The following is a 21937-nucleotide window of genomic DNA, read 5'->3' as shown; positions in this document are numbered from 1 at the left end:
GTGCAAAATATGAAAGTAGTTGTACAAAGAGTTAAAGAAGCATCGGTGACGAATGATACATTAAATAATCAAATCAAAAAAGGATATTGTTTATTAGTCGGTATCGGTCAGAACTCTACAGAGCAAGATGCAGATGTAATTGCAAAGAAAATTGCTAATGCAAGATTATTTGAAGATGACAATAATAAATTAAACTTTAATATCCAACAAATGAATGGTGAAATACTATCAGTTTCACAATTTACTCTCTATGCAGATGTAAAAAAAGGTAACCGTCCAGGTTTCTCAAATTCTAAAAATCCTGATCAAGCGGTAAAAATTTATGAGTATTTTAATGATGCGCTACGAGCGTATGGTCTTACTGTGAAAACAGGTGAATTTGGAACACACATGAATGTTAGCATAAATAATGATGGTCCAGTCACTATTATTTATGAAAGTCAGGACGGCAAAATTCAATGAAAAAAATAGAGGCATGGTTATCTAAAAAGGGTCTTAAAAATAAACGTACTCTAATAGTAGTGATTGCCTTTGTCTTATTTATCATCTTTTTATTTTTATTGCTGAATAGCAATAGTGAAGATAGTGGGAACATCACGATAACTGAAAATGCTGAATTACGTACAGGTCCAAACGCTGCGTATCCAGTCATATATAAAGTTGAGAAAGGTGACCATTTTAAAAAGATTGGTAAAGTAGGTAAATGGATTGAAGTTGAAGATACATCCAGTAATGAAAAAGGTTGGATAGCTGGATGGCACACAAATTTAGATATTGTCGCGGATAATACGAAGGAGAAAAATCCTTTGCAAGGTAAAACAATAGTGCTTGATCCTGGTCATGGAGGTAGTGACCAGGGTGCTTCAAGCAATACTAAATATAAAAGTTTAGAAAAAGACTATACGTTGAAAACAGCAAAAGAATTGCAGCGTACTTTAGAAAAAGAAGGCGCAACTGTTAAGATGACAAGAACAGACGATACATATGTTTCACTAGAAAATCGTGATATCAAAGGCGATGCCTATTTGAGTATACATAATGATGCATTAGAATCATCTAATGTAAATGGAATGACAGTTTATTGGTATCATGATAATCAAAGAGCTTTAGCAGATACGTTAGACGCTACGATTCAGAAGAAAGGTCTACTTTCTAATCGCGGTTCAAGACAAGAAAATTATCAAGTGTTAAGACAAACAAAAGTTCCTGCTGTTTTATTAGAATTAGGTTATATTAGTAACCCAACTGATGAAACGATGATTAAAGATCAATTACATAGACAAATTTTAGAACAAGCAATTGTTGATGGACTTAAAATTTATTTTTCTGCGTAGGGCTTGCAAAAATATGTGAAAGTAGTTATCATTGATATTGAATTTTATAACTAAAACCGTTAGTATTCTTGAAATGGTAAATGAAATAGGTAGCAATCTAACTAAGATTGTGTAGGAATATAATCCATAGACTGAAAGATTATGCTGAGTAGTTTATATACATTGAACACAAGAAGAGGTGCTTTATGAAAAGTAAAGCCGTTAAACGTACGTTAAACGTTTTGAGTGGGTTTATTTAATGCACGCTTATAAAAAGTAATGATGATTACAATTAGGCATGTTTTTTAAACCAATGAGGGTGGCAACACGGATATTCGTCCCTTGTGCAGTTTCAGGCTGTGCAAGGGCTTTTTCTTTTGCTTTTAAAATTATGATTTATCATGCAAAGTTAAGTGATCGTATATAGTTTTAGTTTTAAAAAGGTAATTAAATAAAATAGTTTGCCGAGGGAGATGTCAAAATGATTAAAATACCTAGAGGGACGCAGGATATTTTACCTGAAGATTCAAAGAAATGGCGTTACATTGAAAATCAATTAGATGAATTAATGACATTTTATAATTATAAAGAAATAAGAACACCAATTTTTGAAAGTACAGATCTTTTTGCAAGAGGTGTTGGTGATTCAACCGATGTCGTACAAAAAGAAATGTATACATTTAAAGATAAAGGCGATAGAAGTATTACATTAAGACCTGAGGGAACAGCTGCAGTTGTGCGTTCATATATTGAACATAAAATGCAAGGTAATCCAAACCAACCAATTAAACTTTATTACAATGGACCGATGTTTAGATATGAACGTAAGCAAAAAGGGCGCTATCGTCAATTTAATCAATTTGGTGTAGAAGCTATTGGTGCTGAAAATCCTAGCGTAGATGCAGAAGTATTAGCTATGGTTATGCATATTTATCAATCATTTGGATTAAAACATTTAAAGCTTGTTATTAATAGTGTAGGGGATATGGCGTCTCGAAAAGAATATAACGAAGCGTTAGTGAAACACTTTGAACCAGTAATTCATGAATTTTGTTCAGATTGTCAATCACGTTTGCATACAAATCCGATGCGAATTTTGGATTGTAAAGTTGACCGTGATAAAGAAGCGATTAAGACTGCACCTAGAATCACTGATTTCTTAAATGAGGAATCTAAGGCATATTATGAACAAGTAAAAGCTTATTTAGATGATTTAGGTATTCCATATATTGAAGATCCTAACTTAGTTCGTGGATTGGATTATTATACACATACAGCATTTGAATTAATGATGGATAATCCTAACTATGATGGTGCCATTACAACGCTTTGTGGTGGTGGCCGTTATAATGGTTTATTAGAATTGCTAGATGGTCCAAGTGAAACAGGTATTGGTTTTGCGCTAAGTATAGAACGATTATTGCTTGCACTTGAAGAAGAAGGTATCGAATTAGATATTGAAGAAAACTTAGATTTATTCATTGTTACAATGGGTGATCAAGCAGATCGATATGCTGTGAAGTTATTAAATCATTTGAGACATAATGGTATTAAAGCAGATAAAGACTACTTACAGCGTAAAATTAAAGGACAAATGAAACAAGCAGACCGTTTAGGTGCCAAGTTTACAATCGTTATTGGTGATCAAGAATTAGAAAATAATAAAATCGATGTTAAAAATATGACAACTGGTGAATCTGAAACAATTGAATTAGACGCATTAGTCGAATATTTTAAGAAGTAGAGAGGGCGTTAAAATATGAGTAAGAGAACAACTTATTGTGGATTAGTTACTGAAGCATTTTTAGGACAAGAAATTACATTAAAAGGATGGGTTAACAATCGTCGTGACCTAGGTGGATTGATTTTCGTTGATTTAAGAGATAGAGAAGGAATTGTACAAGTCGTGTTTAATCCTGCATTTTCAGAAGAGGCATTGAAAATTGCTGAAACAGTACGTTCTGAATATGTTGTAGAAGTTCAAGGTACAGTTACGAAGCGTGACCCTGAAACAGTTAATCCTAAAATTAAAACTGGCCAAGTTGAAGTACAAGTTACAAATATTAAAGTGATTAATAAATCTGAGACACCACCATTTTCTATAAATGAAGAAAATGTTAACGTTGATGAAAATATTCGATTAAAATACCGTTATTTAGATTTACGTCGTCAAGAGTTAGCGCAAACATTTAAAATGAGACATCAAATTACACGTTCTATTCGTCAATATTTGGATGATGAAGGGTTCTTTGACATCGAAACACCAGTACTAACGAAGTCAACACCTGAGGGTGCACGTGACTATTTAGTACCATCTCGTGTTCATGATGGTGAATTTTATGCATTACCACAATCACCACAATTATTTAAGCAATTATTGATGATTAGTGGATTTGACAAATACTATCAAATCGTAAAATGCTTCCGTGACGAAGATTTACGTGCAGATCGTCAACCTGAATTTACACAAGTCGATATTGAAATGAGTTTTGTAGACCAAGAAGATGTGATGCAAATGGGTGAAGAAATGCTTAAAAAAGTTGTTAAAGAAGTTAAAGGCGTTGAAATTAATGGCGCTTTCCCACGCATGACATATAAAGAAGCGATGCGTCGCTATGGTTCTGATAAACCAGATACGCGTTTTGAAATGGAATTAATTGACGTTTCTCAATTAGGACGTGATATGGACTTTAAAGTATTTAAAGATACTGTTGAAAATGATGGTGAAATTAAAGCAATTGTCGCTAAAGGTGCAGCTGAACAATATACTCGTAAAGATATGGATGCTTTAACAGAATTTGTAAACATCTATGGTGCTAAAGGATTAGCGTGGGTTAAAGTTGTGGAAGATGGTTTGACAGGTCCAATTGGACGTTTCTTTGAAACAGAAAATGTTGAAACATTACTTACATTAACTGGTGCTGAAGCTGGTGACTTAGTAATGTTTGTTGCAGACAAACCAAATGTCGTTGCACAAAGTTTAGGTGCATTACGTGTCAAATTAGCTAAAGAATTAGGTTTAATCGATGAAACAAAATTAAACTTCTTATGGGTGACAGATTGGCCATTATTGGAATATGATGAAGATGCGAAACGTTACGTTGCAGCACATCATCCATTTACATCTCCAAAAGAAGCTGATATTGCTAAGCTTGGCACTGCGCCAGAAGAAGCTGATGCAAATGCTTATGACATAGTATTAAATGGTTATGAATTAGGTGGCGGTTCAATCAGAATTCATGATGGTGAGTTACAAGAAAAAATGTTCGAAGTTCTTGGATTTACTAAAGAACAAGCACAAGAACAGTTCGGCTTCTTACTAGATGCATTTAAATATGGTGCACCACCACATGGCGGTATTGCATTAGGATTAGACCGATTAGTCATGTTATTGACTAATAGAACAAACTTGAGAGATACAATCGCATTCCCTAAAACAGCATCTGCTACATGTTTATTAACGAATGCGCCTGGTGAAGTTTCTGATAAACAATTAGAAGAACTTTCTTTGCGAATTCGTCACTAAATTTTAAAAAATCAATAAACTTTGGTTTGTTATAATTTCATTAATTTTAATTATGTGGTAATATAACATCATAAGATAGTCATCTGAGTTGTTCGTAAGTTTGCTTTTTAATTTGGGCCTAACACTCTTTGATCAAGGGAGCCCAATGGGTTTTCTTGCAGCGTACACGCCTTATATGAAGGACGTACAAAACAAGAAACAGGGCACCCACCTGTATATAACAGGCCGAATGATCAAGCTATTATAACTACGGCAATACGGACTCTATCGATACGCAAGACTTTGTCTTGCGTATTTTTATGCGTTTCTTTAAGTTTTTAATAAAGAATTAGTTGGGTTTTATAGCGTTTAATAAATGTTTCCTCGTTGAATTTTGGGAAAATAATCAAAGCGATAATGCTAAATATAAAATTTTAAGTTACTATGTACTTATGTATAAATCAGTGAAAGAGGTAAAATAATGAAACATCAATTTTCAAGAAATGAACTAGCGATTGGACAACAAGGTTTAGATTTATTGAAGCAACAAACTGTTGTCATACTTGGCGTTGGAGGTGTTGGTTCATTTGCTGCTGAAGCATTAGCAAGAACGAATATTGGTCATATTATATTAATAGATAAAGATGATGTTGATATTACAAATGTAAACAGACAATTACACGCTTTAACTACAACGGTAGGACAAAGTAAAGTTTCTTTGATGGAAGAACGTATTAAATTAATTAATCCAGATTGTAAAGTCACGCCCTTACATATGTTTTATACAGAAGAGACATATGAAGAAATTTTCGATAACTACGATATAGATTATTTTGTAGATGCAAGTGATACAATAATGTACAAAGTACACTTAATGAAAGAGTGTCTTGACCGAGGGATTAAAGTGATTTCCAGTATGGGTGCTGCAAATAAAACAGATCCAACACGTTTTACAATTTCTGATATCTCTAAAACACATACCGATCCAATGGCCAAAATTATTCGTCAAAAATTGAAAAAACTAGGAATTCGTAAAGGGATTCCAGTTGTATTTTCAGATGAAAGTCCAATTGTCATAAGAGAAGATGTAAAAGATATAGTTGGAGATAAAAATGCTATCAATCGAAAAGGACAAATGCCACCTTCTTCAAATGCCTTTGTGCCAAGTGTTGTTGGATTAATTTGTGCTAGTTATGTGGTGAATGACGTATTAAAAGATATTCCAGTTCGTCGCATTAAAGACAAAGGGCAATAATTCATTTTGAAAGTCATAATTTTCAACGTAAGGCAAGTGTAACCACACCATAAAACTAAAACTGACTAGTTCGCAAGCATAGTAGAATATGCCTCGTGTACTAGTCAGTTTTGATTTGATTATAGCTAAAATATCAAAGGTAATCGATTTAATCTTATTTTTACGGCCTTTGTTTAAGTAAGTTGTTATATATTTCTTTGAGTTGTTGTTCACTTTTAGATGTCGTTTTTGGTTCATAATAAATTTTGTTTTTAAGTTTATCAGGTAAATATTGCTGTGAAACATAGCCATTAACATATTGGTGTGGATATTTGTAACCAATAGATCGGCCTAGATCTTTAGCACCTTGATAATGTCCATCTTTTAAATGATTTGGAATTTGACCCACATGACCGTTTCTAATATCGGACAATGCACTATCAATGGCACTCATTGCTGAATTTGACTTAGGTGATAAGCATAGTTCGATTACTGCTTGGCTTAGTGGAATTCTAGCTTCTGGTAAACCTAGACGTTCTGCTGATTCAATAGCAGCAAGTGTTCTCTGACCAGCATTAGGTGAGGCTAAGCCTATATCCTCATAGCTAATTACAAGTAATCGTCGAACTATTGTAGGTAAATCTCCAGCTTCAATTAATCGTGCTAAATAATGTAAAGCGGCATTGACGTCGCTACCACGGATAGATTTTTGGAAAGCGCTCATAACATCGTAATGCATGTCACCATCCTTATCACTTACAAATGCACCTTTTTGTAAACAGTCTTTAGCATCTTGCAATGTAACATGTCGATAACCGTCTTTGTCATTATCTGCGCTTAATACAGCTAATTCCAATGCATTTAACGCACTACGAACATCACCTTGGCTTTGTGTAGAAAAGTAGGTCATGGCATCTTCATCAATTTTGGGTTGATATGTTTTCAAACCATTCTCATCATCTTCTATTGCACGAGTTAACGCTTGGCGCACATCTTCGTCATTTAAAGGATATAACTCGAAAATTTGCGCTCTTGAACGAATCGCTGGATTGATAGCATGATAAGGATTTGAAGTTGTAGCACCAATCAAGACGATTTTGCCATTTTCTAAATGAGGTAATAAAAAGTCTTGTTTAGCTTTATCTAGTCGATGTATTTCATCTAACAACAAGATAACTTGACCAGACATTTTAGCTTCTTCAACAACAAGTTGCATATCTTTTTTAGTGTTAGTTACAGCATTCAATTGTCTGAATTTATATTGCGTACTGCCCGAAATTGCTTTGGCAATACTTGTTTTGCCTATACCAGGTGGACCATAAAAAATCATTGAAGTTAATTTTTTTGTGTCAACCATTCTTCTGATAATGCCTTTTGGTCCAACTAAATGTTGTTGGGAAATGATTTCATCTATATTTTTTGGGCGCATTCTCGATGCTAATGGTTCTGTACTCACATTTGTCACACCTTTCTTATACTATCTTAACTCAAAAAATGCTAAAATGGGAATATCAATATTCGAATTAAGTGAGGTTATACAATGAAAATTTCTACTAAAGGGAGATATGGACTTACATTGATGATTTCTCTTGCTAAAAAAGAGGGGCAAGGATGTATATCATTAAAGTCAATTGCTGAAGAAAATAATTTGAGTGATTTATATTTAGAACAGCTTGTAGGTCCTTTAAGAAATGCGGGGTTAATTCGAAGTGTACGCGGTGCTAAAGGTGGATACCAATTAAGAGTACCAGCGGAAGAAATCTCAGCAGGGGATATTATAAGACTGTTAGAAGGTCCAATTACATTTGTTGAAAGTATTGAATCAGAACCACCTGCGCAAAAACAACTATGGATTCGCATGAGAGATGCAGTGAGAGATGTTTTAGATAATACAACATTGAAATATTTAGCGGAATATGTAGATACAAGTGAAGATTTAGACGGATACATGTTTTATATTTAATCGTATAAATACTATACTATAACATAAAAACTTCATATTATAATGTTTAGCGAACCTCCTTAGTGGTATATAAATATATACATCCAAGGAGGTTTCACTATGGCAGACGAAAGTAAGTTCGATCAATTTAAAGGAAATGTTAAAGAAACAGTAGGTAACGTTACTGATAACAAAGAATTAGAAAAAGAAGGTCAGCAAGATAAAGCGACTGGTAAAGCAAAAGAAGTTGTTGAAAATGCTAAAAACAAAATAACTGATGCAATTGATAAACTTAAAAAATAAGTTCAATTAAACTAATCAAATATAAGAGGAGCGATTAATATGAGTTTTATGGATAAAGCTAAAGACGCAGTAGAAAAATTTAAAAATAGCGATAATGAACAAGTTAAAAATGTAAAAGATAAGATAAATGAATATACAGGATCGAATAACGAAGAGAAAAAAGAAAATGAAGATAAAGAGAAATAAATTTCTTTAAATTTTGGATATGCTTTTCAATATTTTGAAAGCGCCCCATCAAATAAACACTAACACAGTGTAAAGTTGAAGGGGCGCTTTCATATTTGCTTTAGAATTTTAAGTGAATTTGAATCATTACTAAAACAAATGATTGAACAATAAAGACATCTTTTATTCAAAATGCTGTTACTGTTTATTTTTATTAATATTATGGATACATACTTTCACTTAGTTTATTTATCACATTATAAAGTGTTTTTTTCATTTATCTGATTTATAACATTCTTGAACCGACGATAAGAGTCTAATTGCATATCTTTATCATAAATATAACTTATTGCCATAATTTCGTTGACTTCACCATAAGTTTCCATAAAATCTTGAATTTTTTGTTGAACAGTATTTTCTGAACCTATTAATGATATTTTCTGTCTTTCCATAGCCATCGCATATTCTCTCGGCGTTAATATATTTTGTAGATCATGTGTTGGCGGTTGAACGGGCTGCATTCTGCCACGAGTGATACTAACCATTACTTGTGCCATAGATGAAGCTAAATATTGTGCTTCGTCATCATTTTCAGCAACGATTGTATTTAAACATACAATAACATAAGGTTCGTCTAATACATCAGAAGGTTCAAATAACGTTTTGTAAATTTCGATAGCTTCTTTCATTTGTTGAGGTGCAAAATGTCCAGCGAACACATATGGAAGCCCTTTGCGAGCAGCTAAATGTGCAGAATCTGTTGAAGAACCAAGAATGTATAAAGGCACATTTTTACCTACTGCTGGATAAGCACGAACATATGCTTGTTGGTGAGCTGGGCCGAAATATTGTTGTAATAATGAAACTTCTTCTGGAAATTTATAAACACCATCATGTTGATCTCGTCTTAATGCACTTGCGGTCATCATATCTGTTCCAGGTGCACGTCCTAATCCTAAATCGACACGATTTGGAAATAATGTTGCCATCGTGCCGAATTGTTCCGCAACGATTAATGGAGCATGGTTAGGTAACATGATTCCTCCAGAACCTACACGTATGTGTTTCGTATGTTCTAACGTATGTTGAATCAATAAAGCAGTTGCTGAACTTACTAGGTTGGGAGCGTTATGGTGTTCAGCAATCCAATATCTTTCATACGATAATTCATCTAAATGTTGTGCGAGCTTAACCATATCATTAATTGCTGTTCGTTCATCGTCACCTTCTCGAATAGGGACAAGGTTTAATGCTGAATATTTAATCGCCATTTTTATATCGTCCTTCCTTTTTTATGATATAAGAAGTATACCAATCGAATAACCAGATAAATATTAAATTGCTCATAACCAAAATAATAGTACGTTACATTTTACAAATGAAAAAATATCTGCAAATACTAAAATTTATAAAAAAGACAAGAATAAAGCGATAAACTTAAAAAAGCCTATCGAAAAGCATGTGTAGAAAATGGTAAAATATAATTAAAAACATTATAAATAAAGTTAAACAGAAAAGTAGAAAAATAGTATGTAAGGTGCTATTATTGGAACATTGATAAAATTGTGAGGAGTGTCCAAACATGGAAATTTATGCAGATTATGCTGCGACCACACCAGTAAAACCTGAAGTAGTAGATGCGATGATGACGATTTACAATTCGCATTATGGTAATCCATCATCAATACATGCTAAGGGAAGAGATGCGCGTAAATATTTAGATGAGTCAAGACGTCAAATTGCACAATTACTTGGTGCAGATACACATGAAATTATATTTACGAGTGGTGCAACAGAATCGAATAATACGGCAATTAAAGGCATAGTAAAAGCAAATGAACAATTGGGTAATCACATTATCACATCGAAGATTGAACATCATTCTGTGTTACATGTTTTTGAACAATTAGAGCGAGAAGGTTTTGATGTAACATATCTAGATGTTGATGATACAGGTGCTATTGATTTAGACCAACTTGAAGAAACAATTACAGATAAGACGATTTTAGTATCTATTATGTTTGTAAATAATGAAGTTGGCACAGTGCAACAAATTTATGATATTCAAGATATTATTGCTGAGACAAATGCATATTTCCATGTTGATGCGGTTCAAGCAATTGGACATCTTGATGTTAAGTTTGACGAATTTGAGATCGACGCAATGAGTATTACTGCTCATAAGTTTGGCGGACCAAAAGGTGTCGGTGCATTACTAGTTAAAGACCATGTTACACTAGATTATCCTCAACTTGGCGGTGAACAAGAATTGAAACGCCGTGCAGGCACTGAAAATCTTGCGCAAATTGTTGGGATGGCTAAAGCATTACAATTAGCAGAAAAGAATCGAGACGATAACAATATTCATTTAATGAATTTAAAAGAACAATTTTTAGTTAAATTACAAGAAAGAGCGATTCCATTTGAATTAAATGGTTCAATGACGGATGCTACAGGCCATATTGTAAATCTATATTTTCCGTTTGTTGAAGTTGAAACGATGTTAACATTGTTGGATATGGCACAAATCTATGTGTCGTCTGGATCTGCATGTACAGCAGGCTCTACACAACCGTCGCATGTTTTAGATGCAATGTTCGAAGATGAGGAGCGATCAAATCATTCGATTCGATTTAGTTTTAACGAATTGACTACTGAAAATGAAATTAATGCAATTGTAGCTGAAATTCATAAAATATATTTTAAATTTAAGGAGGAGTCATAATTGTCAAATAAAGATATACGTGTTGTCGTTGGTATGTCAGGCGGTGTAGATAGTTCTGTAACAGCCCACGTCTTAAAAGAACAAGGTTATGATGTCATTGGCATATTTATGAAAAACTGGGATGACACTGACGAAAATGGCGTATGTACTGCAACTGAAGATTACAACGATGTTATTGAAGTGTGTAATCAAATTGGCATTCCATATTACGCTGTTAATTTTGAAAAAGAATATTGGGATAAAGTCTTTACGTATTTCTTAGATGAATACAAAAAAGGTCGTACTCCAAATCCAGACGTTATGTGTAATAAAGAAATTAAGTTTAAAGCCTTTTTAGATCATGCGATGAATTTAGGTGCAGATTATGTAGCAACAGGACATTACGCACGCATACATCGTCATGAAGATGGTCATGTTGAAATGTTACGTGGTGTAGATAATAATAAAGATCAAACATACTTCTTGAATCAATTATCTCAACAACAACTTTCAAAAGTGATGTTCCCAATTGGCGACATCGAAAAGAGTGAAGTGCGTCGAATTGCTGAAGAACAAGGACTTGTTACTGCTAAGAAAAAAGATTCTACAGGCATTTGTTTTATCGGCGAAAAAAACTTTAAAACATTTTTATCACAATATTTACCTGCACAACCGGGTGATATGATAACACTTGATGGTAAGAAAATGGGTAAACATAGTGGTTTGATGTATTACACAATAGGACAAAGACATGGATTAGGTATAGGTGGAGATGGCGATCCTTGGTTTGTTGTCGGTAAAAACCTAAAAGATAATGTTTTATATGTAGAACAAGGATTCCATCACGATGCATTATACAGTGATTACTTAATTGCTTCAGACTATTCATTTGTAAATCCAGAAGATAATGACTTAGATCAAGGTTTTGAATGTACAGCTAAATTTAGATATCGCCAAAAAGATACGAAAGTTTTTGTGAAACGTGAAAACGACCATGCACTACGTGTTACTTTTGCTGAGCCAGTAAGAGCAATCACACCTGGACAAGCAGTTGTTTTTTATCAAGGTGATGTGTGTCTTGGTGGAGCAACAATTGACGATGTGTTCAAAAATGAAGGTCAATTAAATTATGTTGTATAAACAATGGCAACAATAAATTACTTATTTGAAGTTTCAACGTCGAAAATGACGAAAGACAGTTTTTGATGAGAATAATTCATGATGATAGAGTCTGGGACATCACAATGTCCTAGGCTCTACAATGTTATATTGGCGGGACCACAACATAGAGAAATTGGAACCCCAATTTCAACAGGCAATGGAAGTTGGCGGGGCCCCAACACAGAGAAATTGGAACCCCAATTTCAACAGGCAATGGAAGTTGGGGACGGGGCCCAACACAGAAGCTGACGGAAAGTCAGATTTCAATAATGTGCGAGTTGGGGTAAACGAATTTAATTTTGTTAAAATATCATTTCTGTCCCACTCCCTATGCATGAGTCTAATTATGTATTCCTATTTTTAAGTACATAATAGTAGTGGCTAATGTGGAAGAACCATTACATAATAAACCGTTAATGGTTCTTAATCATTTCTATTCCATTCCCGCTTTTTCATGAATGAAGATGATATTAGATTATATTTTATTCGTTGTTAAGTGATTCGAGACATACAATTTATCAAGATGTTATAATTGATGAGAAATGAGGTTCGTAAATGATAGATCAACAAACAATTTATCAATACATACAAAATGGAAAAATAGAAGAAGCGTTACAAGCATTGTTCGGAAATATCGAAGAAAATCCTACAATTATTGAAAATTATATTAATGCTGGTATCGTACTTGCTGATGCGAATGAGATTGAAAAGGCAGAGCGCTTTTTCCAAAAAGCTTTAACAATAGATCCGAAGAATGGCGTCGTATTTTATAATCTAGCAAATGTATATTATAATCAGCAACGTTATCAAGAAGCTATTAAATTATATCAACAAGCATTACAAACAGAGATTGAACAAGTTGATTGTAATTATATGATCGGTATGGCGTTTAATCAGTTAGAATCATTTAAGCTGGCATTGCCGTATTTAATGACTGCTGCGGAACTAGATAAAGACAAAGATGCAGAAGTTCAATTTCAATATGGTCTGGTATTATGTCAATTAGAAATGTTTAATGAAGCCATAACTCAACTTAAACATGTATTAACGATTGATAAAAATCATGTTGATGCAAGATACAATTTGGGCTTAGCGTTATTTATGAAAAATGAAGATATTGATGAAGCAATAACTCATTTTAAAGAAGCTGTGACTATCGACCCTAAACACTTATTAAGTCAGCATGCGCTGAAAACATTCACTAAAATGAAAGAGGAGGAGTAACATGTCAGACCCTACACTATTTGATTATTCAATGATCAAAGGTACTGTTGAAGCGATATTGTTTCAAAACAGTGATAATTTTTATACAGTGCTTAAAGTAGATACTATTGAAACAAATGAAGACTTTGATACAATGCCAACTGTTGTAGGGTTTCTTCCGAATATTGTTGAAGGCGATGTCTACACATTTAAAGGGCAAGTTGTTGATCATCCACGTTATGGTAAACAATTAAAAGCAGAGACTTTTGAAAAAGAAATGCCACAAACGAAAGAAGCAATTATAAGTTATTTATCTAGTGATTTGTTTAAAGGTGTAGGTAAAAAGACAGCTCAAAATATTGTTAATACATTAGGTGACAATGCGATAAATGATATATTAGATGACCATTCAGTGCTAGAAAAAGTTTCGGGATTATCTAAAAAGAAACAGAAACAAATTGCAGAACAAATTTCAGCAAATCAAGAATCTGAAAAAATAATGATTCGTTTACATGATTTAGGGTTTGGTCCTAAACTTTCAATGGCAATTTATCAGTTTTATCTCGGCGATACACTGACTATTTTAGATCGAAATCCATATCAATTGATTTATGATATTAAAGGTATTGGTTTTAATAAAGCAGATCAACTTGCTAGAAATATTGGTATCGCTTATAACGATAATGAACGATTAAAAGCTGCGTTGCTCTATACGTTAGAAGAAGAATGTATTAAACAGGGACATACATATTTGCCTATCAATGTTGTTATAGATTTAACGGTTGATGTATTAAATTATCAAGATGAAGAGGTCATCGAACCTGAAAAATTAGACGAAATGTTGCAATACTTAAATGAGGAAAAACGACTAATTATTGACAATGAACAAGTTGCAATTCCAAGTTTGTATTATTCTGAAATCAAAAGTGTTCAAAACTTATTCAGAATAAAGACGCATACAAATAAACTTACAGAAATTGAACAGTCAGATTTACAAATGCATATTGGTGAAATAGAAGATGCGAATCAAGTGAACTATGCAGCTTCACAAAAAGAAGCTTTGCAAACGGCTATCAATTCTAAGGTGATGCTATTAACCGGTGGACCGGGAACAGGAAAGACGACAGTAATTAAAGGCATTGTAGAATTATATGCTGAGATTCATGGCTTATCATTAGATTATGATGATTATGTCAATGATGATTATCCAGTTGTATTAGCAGCGCCAACAGGAAGAGCGTCTAAGAGACTACAAGAGTCAACTGGATTAGAAGCAATGACGATTCATCGTTTAATAGGTTGGAATCAAGACACAAAGCCAGAGGATATATTAGAAAATGAAATAAACGCACGACTCATAATCATTGATGAGATGTCTATGGTAGATACTTGGTTGTTCCACCAATTTTTAAGTGCAGTTCCTTTAGATGCACAATTGATATTTGTAGGTGATGAGGACCAATTGCCTTCTGTAGGTCCTGGTCAAGTATTTAAAGATTTAATTGAATCGAAAGCTATACCACGAGTTAATCTGACTGAAGTATATCGTCAACAAGATGGTTCAAGCATTATAGAATTAGCACATCGAATGAAGTTGGGTCAGAAAATTGATATTACACAGCGTTTTCATGATAGAAGCTTTATTAACTGTCAGGCAAACCAAATACCAACAGTTGTTGAGAAGGTAGTTACTAGTGCTGTTAATAAAGGGTATACTATGGCTGATATTCAAGTGCTTGCACCAATGTATAAAGGAAATGCCGGTATTAAACGTTTAAATCAAGTTTTACAAGATATTTTAAACCCTAAAAAGAAAGACACACGAGAAATTGAGTTTGGTGATGTAGTCTTTAGAAAAGGTGACAAAGTATTACAACTTGTTAATAGGCCAAATGATAACATATTCAATGGTGACATAGGAGTTATTGTTGGTATTTTTTGGGCGAAAGAAAATGCCCTTAATAAAGATGTACTTGTTGTGGATTTTGAAGGTAATGAAATTACATTTACGAAACAAGATATGATGGAATTAACGCATGCTTATTGTACATCAATCCATAAATCACAAGGTTCAGAATTTCCTATTGTTATCATGCCTATTGTTAAACAGTATTTTAGAATGTTACAAAGACCGATATTATATACTGGTTTAACTAGAGCGAAAACGAGTTTAGTTCTACTTGGTGATCCAGAAGCATTTGATATTGGATTAAAAACAAATGGTCAAGCGCGTTTAACACAATTATGTACATTGTTGAAAAATTATTTTAATTCAGAAGATGAAGAAATGCTGGAAAACACAGCAACTAATGATACAGGAGCTTCACAAACGACAATAGATGATCAAGTACAAGCGCCAATGTCATCGAATGATAGTGGAGAAGTTACGTCTGATTCAACAAAAACAGATATAAATGTATTAACGGAAGCTACAATGTTTAAAATTGACCCAATGATTAATATGGGAGAAATCACGCCGTATGACTTTATAGAACGTTGACAACAAGCGTAAATGTAACTAAAATAGAATTAAATTCGTATAAAGATGAGTAGTTAATGATTTGTTTATCAGAGATGTACTGGTTGGTGAAAAGTACAACAAACATTAGTGAACGCTACTTTATGCACAACTGTATAGTCGATTTAAAGTGATAAATGTGTTGAATTGCATTTATAACTAGGGTGGTACCGCGATAACGTTCGTCCCTTTTGAGGATGGGCGTTTTTTATTTTTTAATAATAAAAAATGATATTGATTTATACTAGTTTTTCAAATCGACTATCTGTGTCATCAATTTTTATGGAATGGTAATTTAAAAACAGTAAATAGGATGTGTAAATGATGAAAAAGTTAAAAGCGAGTGAAATTAGACAAAAATATCTAGATTTCTTTGTTGAAAAAGGACATATGGTTGAACCTTCTGCACCATTAGTGCCAATTGATGATGATACATTATTATGGATTAATTCAGGTGTAGCAACATTAAAGAAATATTTTGATGGACGTGAAACACCTAAAAAGCCAAGAATTGTAAACTCTCAAAAAGCTATTCGTACAAATGATATTGAAAATGTTGGTTTCACAGCGCGTCACCATACATTCTTTGAAATGTTAGGTAACTTCTCAATTGGTGATTATTTTAAACAAGAAGCGATTGAATTTGCTTGGGAATTTTTAACGAGTGATAAATGGATGGGTATGGAGCCAGATAAATTGTACGTTACGATTCATCCGGAAGATATGGAAGCATACAACATTTGGCATAAAGATATTGGTCTTGAAGAAAGTCGTATTATTCGCATTGAAGGTAACTTCTGGGATATTGGTGAAGGGCCTTCAGGACCAAACACTGAGATTTTCTATGATCGCGGAGAAGCATATGGACAAGACGATCCGGCAGAAGAAATGTATCCAGGTGGAGAAAATGAACGCTATCTTGAAGTATGGAACTTAGTATTTAGTGAATTCAATCATAATAAAGATCATAGTTACACACCATTACCTAATAAAAACATTGATACCGGCATGGGGCTTGAGCGTATGGCCTCAGTTTCTCAAAATGTACGTACTAACTATGAAACAGATTTATTTATGCCTATAATGAATGAAATCGAAAAAGTATCAGGTAAACAATATTTAGTAAACAACGAACAAGATGTGGCATTTAAAGTAATTGCTGACCACATTCGTACGATTGCATTTGCAATTTCTGATGGTGCATTACCTGCCAATGAAGGTAGAGGATATGTATTACGTCGATTGTTACGTCGTGCCGTTCGTTTTAGTCAAACGTTAGGAATCAATGAGCCGTTTATGTACAAACTTGTTGATATTGTTGCAGACATTATGGAACCATATTATCCAAATGTTAAGGAAAAAGCAGATTTCATTAAGCGTGTTATAAAGTCTGAAGAAGAACGATTCCATGAAACATTAGAAGATGGTTTAGCGATTTTAAATGAATTAATTAAAAAAGCTAAAGCGACAACAAATGAAATTAATGGGAAAGATGCATTTAAATTGTATGATACGTACGGGTTCCCAATTGAATTAACTGAAGAAATAGCAGTGCAAGCAGGATTGAAAGTTGATATGACAACATTCGAGTCAGAAATGCAACAACAACGTGATCGTGCACGTCAAGCACGTCAAAATTCTCAATCAATGCAAGTTCAAAGTGAAGTATTGAAAAATATTACATCTGTAAGTACTTTTGTTGGTTATGATACTGCGACAGCTCAAACAACCCTAACACACTTGATATATAATGGTGAAGAAGTTTCACAAGTTGAAGCGGGTGAAACAGTATACTTCATGTTAACGGAAACACCATTTTATGCAGTCAGTGGTGGACAAGTTGCGGATACAGGTATTGTTTATAATGACAATTTTGAAATTGCTGTTAGTGAAGTAACCAAAGCACCAAATGGTCAAAACTTGCATAAAGGAGTAGTACAATTTGGCCAAGTAAATGTTGGCGCTACAGTGTCTGCTGAAGTGAACCAAAATGATCGACGTGACATTCAAAAGAACCATAGTGCAACTCATTTATTACATGCAGCGTTGAAATCAGTACTGGGTGATCATGTTAACCAAGCTGGTTCACTAGTAGAAGCAGATCGTTTACGTTTTGATTTCTCTCATTTTGGTCCAATGACTAATGATGAAATTGATCAAGTTGAACGCTTAGTAAATGAAGAAATTTGGAAAGGTATTGACGTTAACATTCAAGAAATGGATATTGCTTCAGCTAAAGAAATGGGCGCAATGGCATTATTCGGTGAAAAATATGGTGATGTTGTGCGTGTAGTAAATATGGCACCATTTTCAATTGAATTATGTGGTGGTATTCATGTCCGCAATACTTCTGAAATTGGCTTATTCAAAATAGTAAGTGAGTCAGGTACAGGAGCTGGTGTGCGTCGTATTGAAGCATTAACAGGTAAAGCAGCTTTCTTATATTTAGAAGATATTCAAGAGAAATTTAATACGATGAAATCACAGCTGAAAGTGAAATCTGATGATCAAGTAGTCGATAAGTTAACACAATTACAAGATGAAGAAAAAGCATTATTAAAACAATTAGAGCAACGTGACAAAGAAATCACATCACTTAAAATGGGTAATATTGAGGATCAAGTTGAAGAAATCAATGGCTATAAAGTATTGGTTACTGAAGTGGATGTACCAAATGCGAAAGCAATTCGCTCGACAATGGACGATTTTAAATCTAAACTACAAGATACAATTATCATTCTTGCAAGTAATGTTGATGATAAAGTATCGATGGTTGCAACTGTCCCTAAATCTTTAACAAATAACGTTAAAGCCGGTGATCTTATCAAACAAATGGCACCAATCGTTGGTGGTAAAGGTGGCGGTCGTCCAGATATGGCTCAAGGTGGCGGTACACAACCTGAAAATATCTCAAAATCATTAAGCTTTATTAAAGATTACATTAAAAATCTATAATTTAAAGCCATAATATTGTATGATGATAGTGAGTTATATTTGTAATTAAAGGAGTGTCGCAAATGGAAAACTTTGATAAAACAATGAAATTCGACTATGAAGAACTTCCAACGCAAGATGTAAGAGATGTTTTAAATAATGTTTATCGAACATTAGATGAACGAGGATATAATGCCGTAAACCAAATTGTAGGTTATTTATTATCAGGTGACCCTGCGTATATTCCACGCCAAAATGAAGCAAGAAATCAAATTCGTCATATTGATAGAGATGTTATTATGGAAGAGCTTGTTTCTTACTATTTAAAAGAGCAAAATAAATAATTTATGTTACAACATAAAATTTTAGGACTCGATGTCGGTAGTAGAACGGTAGGAATTGCAATTAGTGATATAATGGGTTGGACGGCACAAGGATTAGACACACTCCGAATCAATGAAGAAAATAATGAATTAGGTATTGACCAATTAGTAGACATTATTAAAAAACATAATGTGGGTACAGTCGTAATAGGACTACCTAAAAACATGAATAATTCAATAGGATTTCGAGGCGAAGCTTCGTTAACATATAAAGAAAAATTATTAGAAGCTTATCCTTCTATTGAGATTGTGATGTGGGATGAAAGATTAAGCACAATGGCTGCTGAACGATCATTATTAGAAGCAGATGTTTCAAGACAAAAAAGAAAACAAGTGATTGATAAAATGGCAGCGGTATTTATTTTACAAGGCTATTTAGATTCACTACATTAAAAGGAGATTTTACTATGACTGAACATAATCATGATTCACAACTAGAAATTAATAACGAAGAAGAATTATTAACTTTATTCGATGAAGAGGGAAATGAAGTTTTATACCGAAAAGTTTTAGAATTTTATCATCCTGAATTCAAAAAAGAGTATGTTATCTTAGCTGAAGAAGGTGCTCAATCAGATGAAGACGATATGATTGAGCTTGTACCAATGATCAATGAACCAGATGAGTCAGGTGACGGTGGTAAGTTAGTACCAATCGAAACTGATGAAGAATGGGACATGATTGAAGAAGTTGTAAATACTGAAATGGAAGAATAATTAAAAAGATTTTACTCTTGCTAACCTTAAGATGGGTAGGCAAGAGTATTTTTTTAAGTCAAGCAATGTATAAATAATTAACGCTTATAATTTTATTGAAAATATGGTAAAATATCTAAAGTTAAATTTTATATGAATGATTCGCTTCTATAAATAAAATAGCTTTGCGTCTAACACGAAATCAGTCATTTAATTGGTTGGCAAAATTATAATCAATTGTGAAGGCTGATTTATTTTATTGTCATAATCATATTGACTTATTTTACATAAAGGAAGTTTAAAACATGGATGACCTAAATAAAAAATATTTAATAGATTTACATCAACATCAAAATAGTTCAATCGAAGTTTTGCGTGAATTTGCCGAAGTAAATGAAGTGCCAATTGTAGATCGTTTAACATTAGATTTAATTAAGCAATTAATTCGTATGAATAATGTTAAAAATATTTTAGAAATTGGCACAGCAATCGGCTATAGTTCTATGCAATTCGCTTCTATATCTGATGACATTCATGTCACAACGATAGAGCGTAATGAAACGATGATTCAATATGCTAAACAAAATTTAGCTACTTATCATTTTGAAAACCAGGTTCGAATTATTGAAGGTAATGCTTTAGAGCAATTTGAAAATGTAAATGACAAAGTTTATGATATGATATTTATTGATGCAGCAAAAGCGCAATCAAAGAAATTTTTTGAAATATATACACCACTTTTAAAGCACCAAGGTCTCGTAATTACAGATAATGTTTTATATCACGGTTTTGTATCGGATATTGGGATTGTTAGATCGAGAAATGTAAGACAAATGGTTAAAAAGGTTCAAGATTATAATGAGTGGTTAATAAAGCAACCAGGATATACAACGAATTTTTTAAATATAGACGATGGATTAGCGATTTCAATTAAAGGAGAATGACTATGACAGAATTACTTGTCACACCCAAGTCATTAAGCCATATGGAAACACTTATTGATTTAGGTGCAGATGCTTTTGTAATTGGCGAGCAAAAGTTTGGTTTAAGACTTCCAGGGGAATTCAATAGACAACAAATGACAGAGGCTGTCGCATTAGCTCACAAAAACGATAAAAAAGTATATGCGGCGGTGAATGGATTATTTCATAATTATCATTTAGATGCTGTAGAAGATTATATTAATTTTTTACATGAAATACGAGTTGACAGAATTATTTTCGGGGATCCAGCAGTAGTAATGTATGTGAAGGCGCAAGAAAATCCAATACCACTTCATTGGAATGCAGAGACGTTAGTAACTAATCATTTTCAATGTAATTACTGGGGTAAAAGAGGCGCATCAAGAGCTGTCTTAGCACGTGAGCTGAATTTGGATGAAATTATTAATATAAAAGAAAATTCAAATGTGGAAATTGAGGTTCAAGTTCAAGGAATGACTTGTATGTTCCAATCAAAGCGTATGCTACTAGGCAATTATTATACGTTCCAAGATCGTCAAATGAAAATTGAACGTCGCAATGATGAACAATCTTTATTACTTTATGATGAAGAAAGACAAAATAATTACCCAGTTTACGAAGATTACAATGGTACGCACATTATGTCACCAAACGACATTTGTTTAATTGAAGAATTAGCACCATTTTTTGAGGCGGGTATAGATTCATTTAAAATCGATGGTATTCTACAAACGGAAGAATATATTAATGTGGTAACGGAACAGTATCGTCAAGCGATAGATTTGTACAATGAAGATCCTGAAATCTATGAAGATGAGAAATTTATGTTGATGGACCCAATTGAAGAAATTCAACCTGATCATCGACCATTTGACGAAGGTTTCTTATATAAACAAACAGTATATTAAGGAGGTT

General features: G+C 33.3%; 21 protein-coding genes, 1 other RNA gene and 1 other annotated feature. Of the genes, 20 read left to right on the top strand and 2 right to left on the bottom strand.

Translation table 11 applies throughout. The features are described from left to right. Positions 1–9 precede the first annotated feature (9 nt). From dtd to KI230_RS08135, 7 genes are all read left to right on the top strand, one after another. Complete coding sequence (dtd, locus tag KI230_RS08165) at positions 10–462, top strand: D-aminoacyl-tRNA deacylase (protein ID WP_000869983.1); 453 nt, start codon at positions 10–12, stop codon at positions 460–462. Then, positions 459–1334: an N-acetylmuramoyl-L-alanine amidase family protein gene (locus KI230_RS08160; protein ID WP_045177799.1), complete on the top strand. Its 876-nt coding sequence runs from the start codon at positions 459–461 to the stop codon at positions 1332–1334. The genes dtd and KI230_RS08160 overlap by 4 nt, the downstream gene beginning before the upstream one ends. Positions 1335–1794: 460 nt before the next feature. Then, complete coding sequence (hisS, locus tag KI230_RS08155) at positions 1795–3057, top strand: histidine--tRNA ligase (protein ID WP_000590826.1); 1263 nt, start codon at positions 1795–1797, stop codon at positions 3055–3057. A gap of 15 nt (positions 3058–3072) precedes the next feature. After that, positions 3073–4839, top strand: a complete 1767-nt coding sequence (gene aspS / locus KI230_RS08150; protein WP_053520966.1) for an aspartate--tRNA ligase — start codon at positions 3073–3075, stop codon at positions 4837–4839. Between the two features lie 77 nt (positions 4840–4916). Beyond that, positions 4917–5107, top strand: a non-coding RNA gene (gene ssrS, locus KI230_RS08145) — 6S RNA. Between the two features lie 64 nt (positions 5108–5171). Further along, positions 5172–5300 (top strand): hypothetical protein, encoded by a 129-nt coding sequence (locus KI230_RS08140; protein ID WP_001790559.1) that lies wholly within the window; start codon positions 5172–5174, stop codon positions 5298–5300. Next, positions 5300–6073, top strand: a complete 774-nt coding sequence (locus tag KI230_RS08135) for a tRNA threonylcarbamoyladenosine dehydratase (RefSeq protein ID WP_000682646.1) — start codon at positions 5300–5302, stop codon at positions 6071–6073. The genes KI230_RS08140 and KI230_RS08135 overlap by 1 nt, the downstream gene beginning before the upstream one ends. A gap of 160 nt (positions 6074–6233) precedes the next feature. On the opposite strand, the gene KI230_RS08130 is transcribed toward KI230_RS08135, so the two are convergent. Beyond that, positions 6234–7508, bottom strand: a complete 1275-nt coding sequence (locus KI230_RS08130) for a replication-associated recombination protein A (protein ID WP_000102729.1) — start codon at positions 7506–7508, stop codon at positions 6234–6236. Positions 7509–7592: 84 nt separating this feature from the next. On the opposite strand from KI230_RS08130, the gene cymR reads away from it, so the two are divergent. The 3 genes from cymR to KI230_RS08115 all read left to right on the top strand — a co-directional run bounded on the left by cymR (position 7593) and on the right by KI230_RS08115 (position 8483). Beyond that, the gene (gene cymR / locus KI230_RS08125; RefSeq protein WP_000704122.1) at positions 7593–8015 is read left to right on the top strand and encodes a cysteine metabolism transcriptional regulator CymR; all 423 of its coding nucleotides are present in this window, start codon (positions 7593–7595) and stop codon (positions 8013–8015) included. A 99-nt stretch (positions 8016–8114) separates the two neighbouring features. Beyond that, the gene (locus KI230_RS08120) at positions 8115–8297 is read left to right on the top strand and encodes a CsbD family protein (protein ID WP_000752909.1); all 183 of its coding nucleotides are present in this window, start codon (positions 8115–8117) and stop codon (positions 8295–8297) included. A gap of 39 nt (positions 8298–8336) precedes the next feature. Then, entirely contained in the window at positions 8337–8483 is a 147-nt protein-coding gene (locus KI230_RS08115; protein ID WP_000009238.1) for an SAS049 family protein, read from the top strand. A gap of 236 nt (positions 8484–8719) precedes the next feature. Here the strand turns inward: KI230_RS08115 and KI230_RS08110 are convergent, their stop codons facing one another. Continuing rightward, complete coding sequence (locus KI230_RS08110) at positions 8720–9733, bottom strand: LLM class flavin-dependent oxidoreductase (protein ID WP_000985878.1); 1014 nt, start codon at positions 9731–9733, stop codon at positions 8720–8722. Positions 9734–10044: 311 nt separating this feature from the next. Here KI230_RS08110 and KI230_RS08105 point away from each other — a divergent pair, with 311 nt between their 5' ends. The 10 genes from KI230_RS08105 to KI230_RS08060 all read left to right on the top strand — a co-directional run bounded on the left by KI230_RS08105 (position 10045) and on the right by KI230_RS08060 (position 21930). Beyond that, positions 10045–11187, top strand: coding sequence for a cysteine desulfurase family protein (locus KI230_RS08105; RefSeq protein WP_000409167.1), 1143 nt, complete (start codon positions 10045–10047; stop codon positions 11185–11187). Next, complete coding sequence (mnmA, locus tag KI230_RS08100; RefSeq protein ID WP_000066097.1) at positions 11188–12306, top strand: tRNA 2-thiouridine(34) synthase MnmA; 1119 nt, start codon at positions 11188–11190, stop codon at positions 12304–12306. It abuts the gene before it with no gap. 576 nt (positions 12307–12882) lie between these two features. Next, the gene (locus tag KI230_RS08095; RefSeq protein WP_000567030.1) at positions 12883–13551 is read left to right on the top strand and encodes a tetratricopeptide repeat protein; all 669 of its coding nucleotides are present in this window, start codon (positions 12883–12885) and stop codon (positions 13549–13551) included. A 1-nt stretch (position 13552) separates the two neighbouring features. Then, positions 13553–16030: an SF1B family DNA helicase RecD2 gene (gene recD2 / locus KI230_RS08090; RefSeq protein WP_001283315.1), complete on the top strand. Its 2478-nt coding sequence runs from the start codon at positions 13553–13555 to the stop codon at positions 16028–16030. A gap of 33 nt (positions 16031–16063) precedes the next feature. Then, positions 16064–16241, top strand: a binding site (T-box leader). Between the two features lie 131 nt (positions 16242–16372). Further along, positions 16373–19003: an alanine--tRNA ligase gene (gene alaS, locus KI230_RS08085; protein WP_000734080.1), complete on the top strand. Its 2631-nt coding sequence runs from the start codon at positions 16373–16375 to the stop codon at positions 19001–19003. 62 nt (positions 19004–19065) lie between these two features. Beyond that, on the top strand, positions 19066–19326 hold the full coding sequence (locus KI230_RS08080; protein ID WP_000426912.1) for an IreB family regulatory phosphoprotein: 261 nt from the start codon (positions 19066–19068) through the stop codon (positions 19324–19326). Between the two features lie 3 nt (positions 19327–19329). Continuing rightward, the gene (gene ruvX, locus KI230_RS08075) at positions 19330–19758 is read left to right on the top strand and encodes a Holliday junction resolvase RuvX (protein ID WP_000939059.1); all 429 of its coding nucleotides are present in this window, start codon (positions 19330–19332) and stop codon (positions 19756–19758) included. Positions 19759–19772: 14 nt separating this feature from the next. Beyond that, on the top strand, positions 19773–20081 hold the full coding sequence (locus KI230_RS08070) for a DUF1292 domain-containing protein (RefSeq protein WP_000134779.1): 309 nt from the start codon (positions 19773–19775) through the stop codon (positions 20079–20081). Between the two features lie 284 nt (positions 20082–20365). After that, complete coding sequence (locus tag KI230_RS08065; protein WP_000342266.1) at positions 20366–21004, top strand: O-methyltransferase; 639 nt, start codon at positions 20366–20368, stop codon at positions 21002–21004. A 2-nt stretch (positions 21005–21006) separates the two neighbouring features. Beyond that, positions 21007–21930, top strand: coding sequence for a peptidase U32 family protein (locus KI230_RS08060; protein ID WP_000137775.1), 924 nt, complete (start codon positions 21007–21009; stop codon positions 21928–21930). Positions 21931–21937 lie beyond the last annotated feature (7 nt).

Origin of the sequence: Staphylococcus sp. MZ3 (assembly GCF_018622755.1) — a bacterium.
GTDB lineage: Bacteria > Bacillota > Bacilli > Staphylococcales > Staphylococcaceae > Staphylococcus > Staphylococcus aureus.
Note: the sequence above shows the minus strand (reverse complement) of the source record. Positions and strands in the feature narration are given on the sequence as shown.

Coding starts and splice junctions, on each gene's coding strand:
- dtd (WP_000869983.1), top strand. CDS start 10: ATGAAAGTAGTTGTACAAAGAGTTAAAGAAGCATCGGTGACGAATGAT.
- KI230_RS08160 (WP_045177799.1), top strand. CDS start 459: ATGAAAAAAATAGAGGCATGGTTATCTAAAAAGGGTCTTAAAAATAAA.
- hisS (WP_000590826.1), top strand. CDS start 1,795: ATGATTAAAATACCTAGAGGGACGCAGGATATTTTACCTGAAGATTCA.
- aspS (WP_053520966.1), top strand. CDS start 3,073: ATGAGTAAGAGAACAACTTATTGTGGATTAGTTACTGAAGCATTTTTA.
- KI230_RS08135 (WP_000682646.1), top strand. CDS start 5,300: ATGAAACATCAATTTTCAAGAAATGAACTAGCGATTGGACAACAAGGT.
- cymR (WP_000704122.1), top strand. CDS start 7,593: ATGAAAATTTCTACTAAAGGGAGATATGGACTTACATTGATGATTTCT.
- KI230_RS08120 (WP_000752909.1), top strand. CDS start 8,115: ATGGCAGACGAAAGTAAGTTCGATCAATTTAAAGGAAATGTTAAAGAA.
- KI230_RS08115 (WP_000009238.1), top strand. CDS start 8,337: ATGAGTTTTATGGATAAAGCTAAAGACGCAGTAGAAAAATTTAAAAAT.
- KI230_RS08110 (WP_000985878.1), bottom strand. CDS start 9,733: ATGGCGATTAAATATTCAGCATTAAACCTTGTCCCTATTCGAGAAGGT.
- KI230_RS08105 (WP_000409167.1), top strand. CDS start 10,045: ATGGAAATTTATGCAGATTATGCTGCGACCACACCAGTAAAACCTGAA.
- KI230_RS08095 (WP_000567030.1), top strand. CDS start 12,883: ATGATAGATCAACAAACAATTTATCAATACATACAAAATGGAAAAATA.
- recD2 (WP_001283315.1), top strand. CDS start 13,553: ATGTCAGACCCTACACTATTTGATTATTCAATGATCAAAGGTACTGTT.
- alaS (WP_000734080.1), top strand. CDS start 16,373: ATGAAAAAGTTAAAAGCGAGTGAAATTAGACAAAAATATCTAGATTTC.
- KI230_RS08080 (WP_000426912.1), top strand. CDS start 19,066: ATGGAAAACTTTGATAAAACAATGAAATTCGACTATGAAGAACTTCCA.
- ruvX (WP_000939059.1), top strand. CDS start 19,330: ATGTTACAACATAAAATTTTAGGACTCGATGTCGGTAGTAGAACGGTA.
- KI230_RS08070 (WP_000134779.1), top strand. CDS start 19,773: ATGACTGAACATAATCATGATTCACAACTAGAAATTAATAACGAAGAA.
- KI230_RS08065 (WP_000342266.1), top strand. CDS start 20,366: ATGGATGACCTAAATAAAAAATATTTAATAGATTTACATCAACATCAA.
- KI230_RS08060 (WP_000137775.1), top strand. CDS start 21,007: ATGACAGAATTACTTGTCACACCCAAGTCATTAAGCCATATGGAAACA.